The sequence below is a fragment of the Dactylosporangium sp. NPDC050688 genome, from assembly GCF_040654515.1.
Taxonomy (GTDB): domain Bacteria; phylum Actinomycetota; class Actinomycetes; order Mycobacteriales; family Micromonosporaceae; genus Dactylosporangium.
Genome location: NZ_JBFAIC010000140.1, coordinates 1 through 9,610, shown reverse-complemented (window position 1 = coordinate 9,610; position 9,610 = coordinate 1). Strand labels below are relative to the sequence as shown.

At 70.7% G+C, this 9,610-nt stretch carries 7 protein-coding genes; 5 read left to right on the top strand and 2 right to left on the bottom strand.

Features of this window, described 5'->3' with window-relative positions; translation table 11 throughout:
- The first annotated feature begins 125 nt into the window (after positions 1-125).
- The gene (locus AB0H83_RS51060) at positions 126-401 is read left to right on the top strand and encodes a hypothetical protein (protein WP_360111070.1); all 276 of its coding nucleotides are present in this window, start codon (positions 126-128) and stop codon (positions 399-401) included.
- A 262-nt stretch (positions 402-663) separates the two neighbouring features.
- Positions 664-2,148 carry an NF041680 family putative transposase gene (locus tag AB0H83_RS51055; protein ID WP_360111067.1) on the top strand — a complete coding sequence of 495 codons (1,485 nt, stop codon included), beginning with the start codon at positions 664-666 and terminating at the stop codon, positions 2,146-2,148.
- 957 nt (positions 2,149-3,105) lie between these two features.
- On the opposite strand, the gene AB0H83_RS51050 is transcribed toward AB0H83_RS51055, so the two are convergent.
- Positions 3,106-4,629: a DUF6461 domain-containing protein gene (locus AB0H83_RS51050; RefSeq protein WP_360111064.1), complete on the bottom strand. Its 1,524-nt coding sequence runs from the start codon at positions 4,627-4,629 to the stop codon at positions 3,106-3,108.
- 488 nt (positions 4,630-5,117) lie between these two features.
- Positions 5,118-5,834 carry a hypothetical protein gene (locus tag AB0H83_RS51045; RefSeq protein ID WP_360111061.1) on the bottom strand — a complete coding sequence of 239 codons (717 nt, stop codon included), beginning with the start codon at positions 5,832-5,834 and terminating at the stop codon, positions 5,118-5,120.
- 159 nt (positions 5,835-5,993) lie between these two features.
- On the opposite strand from AB0H83_RS51045, the gene AB0H83_RS51040 reads away from it, so the two are divergent.
- The 3 genes from AB0H83_RS51040 to AB0H83_RS51030 all read left to right on the top strand — a co-directional run bounded on the left by AB0H83_RS51040 (position 5,994) and on the right by AB0H83_RS51030 (position 9,378).
- The gene (locus AB0H83_RS51040; RefSeq protein WP_360111059.1) at positions 5,994-6,470 is read left to right on the top strand and encodes a hypothetical protein; all 477 of its coding nucleotides are present in this window, start codon (positions 5,994-5,996) and stop codon (positions 6,468-6,470) included.
- 117 nt (positions 6,471-6,587) lie between these two features.
- Complete coding sequence (locus AB0H83_RS51035) at positions 6,588-8,012, top strand: Fic family protein (protein ID WP_360111056.1); 1,425 nt, start codon at positions 6,588-6,590, stop codon at positions 8,010-8,012.
- A 286-nt stretch (positions 8,013-8,298) separates the two neighbouring features.
- A complete protein-coding gene (locus tag AB0H83_RS51030) occupies positions 8,299-9,378 on the top strand; it encodes a site-specific integrase (protein WP_360111054.1) in 1,080 nt (359 codons plus the stop codon).
- Positions 9,379-9,610 lie beyond the last annotated feature (232 nt).

Genomic DNA, 9,610 nt, shown 5'->3' with positions numbered 1-9,610 from the left:
CCGGACTTGATCTAGACACTCAAATCCTCGCAGGCCAGGTGCACCTTCTCTGCATCAACCCCCACCGATGACCAACCCGCCTGAATAGCCGAGGCTGGCTGGCTTCCGCGAACATCCACGGCGTCGTGCGGCTGTGGGACGTCGCCACCGGCGCGCAGCGGGCCGAGTTCGCCGGCCGGGCAGGGGACGCCAAGGCGGTGGCGATCTCACCCGACGCGACCTGGCTCGCCGCCGCCGGCCGCGACGGGACGGTGCGGATCTGGGATGTTAGGGACAACACCTGCGTCGCCATGATGCGGGTCGAGCAGGACCTCACCACGTGCGTTTGGAGTCAGCAGGGCCACGGCCTCATCGTCGGAGGCTCCGGCGGCCTGTACCGCTTCGAGTTCAGCGGTCACTGATCCGCGCGCTCCGCCAGCCGAGGGCCGATGTCATGAGTGTCGGGGAAGGGGTACGCCTTCCTCGGCGGCTGCCATTTCGGAGCGGATGACCTCCAGGACCCGGCCGATCCAGTTGCTGCTCTGCGTGCCTCTCGCGATCCAGTGCACTAGCTTGGTCTTTAACCTGGGATCGGTCGGCATCGACCCCGGCTGATCATCGGGACAGCCCTTGGGTGATCATTCCTCTTGTCTAGGGAAGAACGTTCACAACCAAGGGCTGTCGATGATCAGTGTGCCGGAGGCCCGGCCGGTGGGTGCGGCCGGGGACCTCGCTGTGTTCCGGCGGGACTTCTATCGGTGTCTGACCCGTCGTGGGGATGCGTTGTTCGAGCTGGCCGATGCGGTGTTGTGCGCGGACGGGCCGGTGCGGTCGTTGCCGGTGCTGTCGCTGGTCGCGGAGCACCGTCGTGGTCATGGCGCGTTGTACGACGCTCTGGCAGCCGGTCGGGTGGATGTCGAACGGCTGCGCAGCGCGGTGACGTCCACGCCGATGCCGCGGGCAGCCGACGGCCGGATCGTGCTGGCGGTGGATGTCACATGCTGGCTGCGCCCGGAGGCGCACACCGTACCGGAACGGATCCTGTGTCACACCTACGGCCGCGGCAAGGACCAGCACATCGGGGTGCCGGGTTGGCCGTACTCGTTCGTGGTCGCGCTGGAGACTGGGCGTAGTTCGTGGACCGCGCCGCTGGACGCGGTCCGGCTGTCTCCGGGCGCCGATCTGGCCGCGGTCACGGCCCGGCAGGTGGGTGACGTGGTGGCCCGGCTCCTCGCCGCCGGGCACTGGCGTGCCGGGGACCCGGACATCTGGATCGTCATGGACGCCGGCTACGACGCGGCCCGCCTGGCCTGGCTGCTGCGGGACCTGCCGGTGCGCGTATTGGCCCGGCTGCGTTCGGACCGGGTCCTGCGCAGGCCCACACCGCCGAAACTGCCGGGCGTGCTGGGCCGGCCCCGCCGCCACGGCGGTGAGTTCATCTTCGGTGACCCGGCCAGCTGGGGCGAACCAGACGTGACGACCGTGACCGAGACCCGCCTCTACGGCACCGCAACCGCCCGGGCCTGGTACCGGCTGCACCCGCGACTGACTCGCCGCGCCGCCTGGGCCGACTGCCCGGACCTGCCGATCCTGGAAGGCACCCTGATCCGTTTGGACGTGGCCCGGCTGCCCTCCGGCGCGACCGCGAAACCGGTGTGGCTGTGGTGCTCCGCCGGCACCGGCCACGCCCCGGCATTCGACCACCCGGACGCGGCCATGGTGGATCGGCTGTGGCAGGCGTTCCTGCGCCGCTTCGACATCGAGCACACGTTCCGGCTGTTCAAGCAGACCCTCGGCTGGACTGTCCCGAAACTGCGCGACCCGCACGCCGCGGACCGCTGGACCTGGCTGACCATCGCCACCTTCACCCAGCTGCGACTGGCCCGGCCACTCGCCGCCGACCTACGCCGCCCATGGGAGCAACCAGCACCACCCGAGCGTCTCACCCCAGCCCGGGTCCGCCGCGGATTTCGGCACCTACGCGCGACAACCGCCTGTCCCGCCGGTGCACCGAAACCCAGCCGGCCAGGACCCGGACGACCACCCGGCCAACCAAACCGCCAACCCACCCGCCGATACGACGTCCACACCCTCACCAGCAACGAAGCCGGGAAGACGACCTCAAAGAAGAAGAAATCATCGAATCCCCGGCCACGCCGCACAGGTTAAAAACCAAGCTAACGCTCGCGGGTCAGCGCCGGCCGCCGGCGCCATGCCGCAAACGACATCGCGGGGCTCGTCACGCCGGAGCTCGCCCCGCTCGAAGGTGCGCTGAAAGGCGGCATGAACGTGACTGTCCCGCGGGTTCGCTTGACGACTGGGAATACGGCGCGGACGCAGCAACACGAGTGGCACTTGACTGGTAAGCGCTCACAACGGGCTCACAGTGGAGATCAACTCCTTCTGGACACGGAAGCATGACGCGACACCAGTCGGTACGGGGGAGGAGTAGTATGAAGAGGTCAGGAAGACGTGAGGGTATAGACCGGCATCGGGCAACACTCAGTAGCAGAGTCGTTACCAGCCTGGGGGTCAAGGGGTCGTGGGTTCGAATCCCGCCGTCCCGACCGGGTGACAAAGGCCAGCTCAGCTGGCCTTTACCGTTGACGTAGATCGATGTGTTGTCAAGGAGTCCGACACGCGATTTTGCCCGTACGGCCGTACGGTTTGCGTCGTGGATGCCGCGCGGAGTGCTTGATGATCTCCTTGTCGTTGTGTCGGACGGAGTCAAGGGGTCTGCGGCGGCCTGTCGGCGGTAGACATGAACTGCGGTTGAGCAGGCATTATGCAGACGCCGGCTGTTGTAGCGCCACCCGGTCGACACCTTGACTCGGGCGGTTGGGCCTCGCTCAACCTAAGTGTCCACTGTGGATGATCACGACACATCTCTGACACGAACGCCCGTACGGTGATCTCTGTGCAGTCGGCTGAGCATGCAACCACGCAGGAGGCTGACCGCTCAGTCTTGCTCTGCCGCCTGCCAGCTGTTCAAGCCTTCCGTCGCACGGCGGCGTGACGAACGGCGGCCGGCGCCGCTCCCGTCGGTCCAGATCCGGACGCTGTCGGTTCCGGATCTGGACGGTATCCAGTCGATGATGAGCGCGGAGACCGTGGTCCCTCGTTGTGTCACGCGAGCTGGTACGCGCTCCACTGCTCGTCGAGCGCCGCCGCGGTCAGCTCGATGCCGGTCAGCCGGGCCGCCAGGGTCAGGAGCCCGACCGCCTGTCCGCCGCCGTCCGCGCCTTGCCGGGGAATCGGCAGCTCCGCAACGAGCGCGTCCAGCGCGTGCGGATCCGCGCCCCACACCTGCTCGGGCGCGTAGCCGTTGAGCCGCGCTCGGAGCACGCCGCCTACCGCGTACCGGAACCACACGTTGCTGATCGTGCTCCACTCCGCCTGGACCGCCTCGCCGCTGGCGCTGAGCCGCTCCAGCAGCTGGTCGGCCGGCCTGAGCCGCCGGCCGGGCTCCAGGACGACGACCCACTCGCCGAGTGTCCGCGTCCACGCCAGGGGCCGTGTGCTCAGGGTGACCGGTCCGGTGCCGACCCCGTCCGGATCGGCGCCCAGCGCCGTGGTCACCTCCGTGACGTCCAGGCCGCGGGTATACGTGACACAGCCCGCCCAGCCCAACCAGTGCTCGTCGAGCCACGTGGCGCCGGTGAGCCCGCCGGATCCGCTCGGCGGGGCGGGCGAGCCCAGCTCGGTCAGCAGTGCGTCGCGCAGCGCTCGCGCGTCGGCCCGCGCCGCCCGGACCGCGTGTCCCGCCTCGGTGACCGCCCGGAAGGCGGCGGCGAGCGCGCTCGGGCTCATGCACGTCCGGGCCGCCTCGACAGCGCGGAACTGCGCGGCGTGCCCGCGCAGCTCCAGGTCCCTCGCCAGCGTGTCGAGCCGGGCAGCAGGAGCTTCCTCGCCGGCGATCACCGCCGCGATCATGGGGTGCTCCCGCACCCCGGCGACGACCGCCGCACGGTCGGTGGCGAGCCTGGCCAGGCGCCGCAGCGCCGGCTCGTCCGCCCGCTGCAGGGCGTACGACAGCTCGGGGTCCTCGTGGGTCAATGCCTCGTACCGCGGATTGACCCGCTCAGCCACGTCCTCCGGCCATGGCCGCAGCCGCGCCGCCAGCATCGGCCCGGCCAGCAGGTCCGGGGTGAACTCGACGCCGGAGATCCGCCCCGCGAGCGCCAGCATCAACTGCTGCGTCGCGCCGATCGCCTCGTCCCACGGCAGGTCGGCCCGCAGGTCTTCGAGCGCGTCCGGATCGAGCCCGCCGCGGTCGTCGGGGAACAGCGCCTCGAACTCGGTCACCACCGCGCCGTGGTTGGCGTAGCTGAAGCGGGTGACGGCGTTGACGTTCCAGAAGCAGCTGACCGCGCGGCCCCCGGTGAGCCGGCGCAGGACCTCCGGCCGGCTGCCCTGCCAGCCGTTGTCCTCGATCGCGACGACCCAGTCGCCGATCTGGCGCAGGACGATGGTGTCGTGCGCGTAGTCAGGCTCGTAGTCGCCGTCGAACGTGATCTCGACCGCCTCCTCGAGCGAGCCGCCGAACGCGGCCGCCACCGCGGCGAGGTCCATACCCTCGACGAACGTCACGCAGGCCGCCTCGCAGATCGGCGACTCGTCCAGCCATCCGTACCGTGCGATCTCCTCCACGCGAACACGGTACGGGCGGATCATCCACCACGGTGACCCGCCCGCATCTTCCCAGGGGAGAACCTGACCCTGATCGGGAGAGCAGCCGAGGTTCCCCGGTCCCCGTGATCCCGGCGACCGCTGGATCTGTTGGCGGCACTGCGCCGGCAGCGGCCTGACCGCTCACCACACGGAAGACCGGATGGTCGCACGCCCGCGCGCACTGCGGCACGAGCGAGCAATGCGGCTGCGGTTCGACGCGGCGGGCCGCGCGAGACCTGCGGCATGTGCGCGCAGTCCCTCAGGACTCGGCGGAGACATCCGACCGCGTTTCCTGGGGAATGCGGTCAGGCGACGGCGGGGAACTTGATCGACGTCCCGTCGCCGCTGCAGGTGACCCGTCGGAGACCGTGGCGGCGGTGGAGCAGCAGATCGACGAGCACGACGTCAACCTCCGGCGGATGGCGGACGCCATGCAGGCCCACATCGACCGCAAAGGCATGACGGCGTCAGGGACGGGGTACGAGACCAGACCCGGCGGCCTCCGCGGTCGGCGACAGGAACGCCACCGACACCGACTCCATGAGCCGCAGCACGGCCGGGCTGTACAGCTCCTTCGGCCGCCGGTGCTGGAGCAGGGTCTCGTCGACGACGGTGCGGATGAACCGGCCGCTGCCCCGGTGCCGGCCGACGACCCAGCGCCGGTCGTCGGCGCCGTTGAACCGCTCCGACACCCACACGTTGGCCCGCGGCGCGAACAGTCGCGTGCCGCGGGCGACGTTGGCGACCACACCCCAGCCGAGCCCCAGCCCGTCGGCGGGCTCGGCCGGGCCGCCCGCGAGGACGTCCAGCGGATCCTTGCCGCCGGAGGCGTGCAGGGCCCCCGCGAAATCCGCCGCGGTGAACGGCACGCCATCGTCGCGCCAGCCGCCGGTGAAGTCCCGTGCCGGCCGGCAGTCACAGAACCCGGCCCCGTCATGCTCCAGCAAGTGCGTCAGCAGCTGCACCGTCTGCGGGCCGCACCCGCCCCAGACGCGCAGCGTCACGTCGGTCAGGTCATGGCTGTACCAGTGCTGGAGCCGTATGTCGACCCCGGCACCCTCCGCACGGTCGAGCCGCCATCCGTCCGGCGCCTTCCATGCCGGCCGGCGGCTCGGGTAGAGCCCGTCCAGCAGCGACACCACCAGCGGGTGGGGCATCGAAGTCCGGACGTACACCATGCGCATGCCGCAAGGGTAGGCCCCGAGCACCCTCGGCAGCGCGTTGCAGCTGCGCGGGATCGCTTCGGGTCACTGTCCGACCTGGACGAGGCAGTTGCCCTGCTGTGCCGGGCCGCGAAGGCCGTCCCGCCCGGGCACCCGGACGCCGCCAAGTTCCTGTCGAACGTGGGCTACGGGTTGCGGCTGCGCTACGACCGCACGGGTCACGTGACCGACCTCGACGAGGCCGTGGCGTTCGGCCGTCGCGCGGTCGGCGCGCCCGACCGGGCCAGGTGCCAGACCAACCTCAGTGGCGCGCCTCGCGTGCGGTTCGACCGGGTGGGGGCGCTGGCGGACCTGGACGAGTCGGTTGCCGTCGGCTGGGCCGCAGTCGAGGCCACACCGGTCGGCCATGCCACGCTGCCCAAGTATCTGTTGAACCTGGCTGGAGCGCTGGGCGCGGGCCGAGCGCATCGGCGACCGCTCGGGCCGCCGGGAAGCCCTGGCCGCGGCCCGCCGAGCGGCGGAGTAGCCGCTGAGCGCTCGGCAGCCGCCCCCGCCGTCCGCTTCACCACGTGCAACGACCAGGCCGCACTCGGCATGTCGATTTGGGTCGGCGTGGGAGTCGCGGTGCAGCGAGTCGAGTCCATGCGGGTTCCGTGAAACGGACGTGCCGACGGCGGCCGCGTCGATGTCCGGGCCGCTGCTGGTGGCGTTGGCGAACGACGTGGTCGAGACCCGCCCCACGGAACGGCAGGCTTCGTGGCACGATGGCCGGCGATGACGATTGCGACGCTCACCTGGGCGGATGTCGATCCTGCCCGGCATCCGTTCGATCCGGGCACGGTGCATGATGTGGTGCGGGCGGTTGCTCCGGCCGGTGGGGTGCCGGCGCCGTTCCGGTACAACCGCTGCACCGTCTTCGATCCGGCGACGGCCGAGGCGGACTGGAGCCGGGAGCGGGCCGCGGAAGAGGCGCGCTGGGCGTGGCAGCAGGCGATGGACGCGGCGCTCGTCGAGCACTACGAGGGCTGGGCCGCCGGCTGGAACGCGCAGATGGGCGGGCGCACCGCCGACGGTGTGCTGGTGCTGCGGTGGAACGGCGCCCGGGACTCGATCACCACGCCGGAGGAGACTCTCGAAGCCGTCGCCGGGGCGCTGCTGGACTGGCGGGCGTTCCTCGAGGACCTGGCCGAGTTGTTCGCGCGGCACCTGCCGCTGCCCGCGGAGTCCAGCGCGGCGTTCGTGGCCTGGGAGGCCACGGTTGCCGCGCTGGTCGCGGCGGTCGCGGCCCGGTCCGGCGCGGACGAGCACTGGTACCCGGTCTGCAGCCTGGCCCTGAAATGGTTCCTTGATGTCGCCGAGGTGCCGGGCGATGGGCACGACGCGCTCGTCGAGGCCGCGGTCGGCGGGCGGTTCTGGAGTTCGGTGTCCCCGCAGGGCGCGGAGGTGGCCGACGCGGCGGAGTCGCTGGCGGCGGCGCTCACCGGTATCACGCCACCACCGGACGATGCGTGGCCCGACATCTGGCCGCAGGACTGGCCGAGCTGGCGCAGCACGGAGCTGCCGGCCGCAGCGCGGGCGCCACGAACGCCGCCGCCGGTGGTGGTGGTGCCCGACACCCTCGCGGCGTGGCGGCGGATCCGGCGGGAAGCCCGCTGGGAGCACGCCACCGGGCACGTCGAAGGGCCGGTGCGCACCCACCGGGACGGCATCGCCGAGCACTTCGCGAAACGCGGGTGCCGCACGGTCCTTGCCGCGCTGGCGCTGGTCCGCGAGGACGCGAACGCGGGCGGCCCGCTCACGTTCGCCCGCCTCCAGGCGTGGCAGCAGCAGGTGCTCGGCACCACCACGGCGGGGTTCCGCACGACGTCCGCGTGGGCGAGGGCGGGCCGGGAGCGGTACGCCTACCGCGACGACCTGCCGGCGGCGTTCGAGGCATGTCTGGCCGAGGCCACCGACCCGCTTGTGCCGCTGCCGTCGAGGGCCGCGAGGGTGTTCCTCGACGTGCTGTTCTTCCACCCGTTCGCCGACGGCAACGCGAGATCGGCGGCGCTCGCGCTGTACTTCGTGCTCGGCAGCGATGGGGTGGTGCTGGCCCGGGCCGCGCCGCTGCTGATGACCCGCTGGTCGGCGGCCGACCCGCGCGGCGCTGAGGGGCTGGCCCGTTTCGTCGCCGCGCTCATCGAGCAGACCCGGCGCTGAGGACCGACCCGCCGGGCACGAACTCCAGTCGTGTCCGGCGGGGTCCGCTGGGTCGCAGTCGGCGACGGCCCGTATGTCTCCGACTCCGCGGTCGCGATGCGTTCGCGCGGTGATTTCCATCGTCGGTGCGGGTGATTGACGTCGCCGCTGTGGCGGATCCCTCGATCGGGTGACCGGCCCGGGCCGCGGAGTCGGACCGGGCGTGACGCACCGGCTGGCCGCCTCGTTGGTGTAGGTGAGAGATGTTCGTGGTGCGGGGACCTTGACCGAAGTTGAGGTGATCGTCATGGCCGACACCGACATGATCATTCGAGATCCAGCGACGGGGACGTTCGGGTTCCGGCTGGAGTTGGGGCGCGACCGTAGCGGCACGCGTATGCAGGCGCGGCGGGCCGGGTTCGCCACCGAGCAGGCCGCGCTGGTCGAGTACCGCCGCCTCAGCCGCCGTCGGGACGCGAACCTGGCTCGGCCGCGGCTGAGCGACCCGGTACAGACCGTATGCGAGGACTGGCTGCGGTCGCGGGAGCAGGAACTGCAACCCAACACCTTGTACAACTACACGTGGCTGCTCGGGCTGGTCTACCCGTACATCGGCAAGGTGCGAGCCTCGAGGCTCAGCGCTCGGATGACCGAGCGCGCCTACCGGGATCTGGAGGTGGCCGGCTACTCCCGCAGCACTCTGCGTACGCTGGATCTGGTGTTGGCCAAGGCGTTCGCGGCGCAGACGGGTAGGACCCTCGGCGCGCACAGGCCGCGGGTGAGCGACCGGGTGCGGCCGGTGTGGACTCTGGCCGAGGCCCGGTGCTTCCTCGAGCACGTCCGGGGTGATCGGCTCTATCCGCTGTGGCGGTTGCTGCTGACTACAGGCCTGCGGCGTGGCGAGTTGTGCGGGCTGATGTGGCGGGACTTGGAGCGGGACCAGGGCAGTCTGAAGGTGTGCCGGCAACGGGTGGTCGAGGACCCGACCAGTGAGGTTCGGGAGAAGCCGCCCAAGTCCCACAACGGCACCCGCACTCTGCTGCTGGACCCGGCGACCCTCACAGCGCTGATCACCACCAAGGTGCACGCGAAGGTACTGATGGGTTCGCGGTACATGTTCACCGGTCGTACCGGGCAGCCGTTGCGGCCGGACAATGTCACCAGCCGTTTCAACCACCTCGCCGCAGGTGCGGGGGTCCGTCCGATCGGACCGCATCAGGTCCGGCATCTGCTGGTCTCGAGCTTGCTCGATGACGGGTACGGCATCCACGAGGTTGCCGAACGTCTCGGGCATGACCCCGGCACTCTCATGCGCTACTACACGCGGGTCGGCGCCGCCCGACGCCGCCAGGCCACCCTGCACATCGCCGAGCTCATTGCGCCCTGATCTGGGCAGGTGGATGGGACCGGCAGGTCCTGCGGTCGTCACGATGGGGTGATTCGTTGGACCCCTTTACTCGGCAGGTTTATGCTTGTGGTGACCTGGGAGAACGTGCTTGAGCACGTCGCTGAGACCTTCAACGACCTGGGGGTCAAGGGGTCGTGGGTTCGAATCCCGCCGTCCCGACCGGGTGACAAAGGCCAGCTCAGCTGGCCTTTTCTATTGGACCTGACCGATG